Origin of the sequence: Candidatus Symbiopectobacterium sp. (genome assembly GCF_020054415.1) — a bacterium.
Classification (GTDB): domain Bacteria; phylum Pseudomonadota; class Gammaproteobacteria; order Enterobacterales; family Enterobacteriaceae; genus Symbiopectobacterium.
In genome coordinates, this window is record NZ_JAHWCO010000457.1 from 1 (window position 1) to 1,067 (window position 1,067).

At 51.5% G+C, this 1,067-nt stretch carries 1 pseudogene; it reads right to left on the reverse strand.

Annotated features, from left to right (window positions below):
• Positions 1–146: 146 nt before the first annotated feature.
• Positions 147–899, reverse strand: a pseudogene (locus QZ506_RS13305) (hydantoinase/oxoprolinase family protein); the annotation flags it as partial.
• Between the last annotated feature and the right edge of the window lie 168 nt (positions 900–1,067).

The following is a 1,067-nucleotide window of genomic DNA, read 5'->3' on the forward strand; positions in this document are numbered from 1 at the left end:
GATTGAGCAGGCCGGCTTTGTGTTTGACAATGGGATTGTTAGTATGAAGCATGAGAGTTACCTCGCGTTTTGTTTAAGGATTAGGCACCCATATCAAAACCGGTAACTCTCAACCTTTCAAGGTCCAGTGTCAGATCTAGTAGCGACTAATACACATCACGTACGCTAGCGTGATCGCACTCGTCCATCTCCACCACTCTATCAATTTGTCCGCTAACCTGCCCCAGCGCCACACCGATAGCATTGGCCGCATCAAAATTCGTTGGCACGATCACCTTACTGACGCCTTTTAACCTATCAGGTAGCAGAATACTGCCTCCTCCCACCACGATTGCGGGCACTAACGCCACGGACGTCTTCATCCGGTCAATAGACTCCTCTACCCTGGCAATCATGGCGTGATAAACGCGCTGGCAGAATGATGCATCTAACGTGGGGTGCACCGAGGGTGGCGGCCCCGGCCACCTTCCCGGCTCACCGTTGATCAGCATATCGCTCAATGTTAGCAGGTCGCCACCAAAGCTAATTGCCTGTTGTAACAAGTGATAACCGACGCTATCCGGACCAATCTGCACCTCACCTTCAGGGGTTTCGCGCGTCAGCGTGCCACCACCAATACCGATGGAGAGGATATCTGGCATGCGAAACTGCGTACGTATGCCGCCGATATTCACCGCGAGAGAAGACTCACGTGGAGAGCCCTTGGTCAAAACGCCGATATCGTTTGTCGTACCGCCCACGTCAATCACCAGCGCCTCTTTCAGCACCGATAAATGACCTGCACCGCGCAACGAGTTGGTGGGTCCACAGGCCATGGTCAAGATGGGATAGCGTTTGACTGCCTCCATCGACAGTAGGGTTCCGTCATTTTGGCTAAAATAAGGCTTAACCGAGATACCATGGTGCCTTAAGGTGTATTAGTCGCGACTAGATCTGACACTGGACCTTGAAAGGTTGAGAGTTACCGGTTTTGATATGGGTGCCTAATCCTTAAACAAAACGCGAGGTAACTCTCATGCTTCATACTAACAATCCCATTGTCAAACACAAAGCCGGCCTGCTCAATC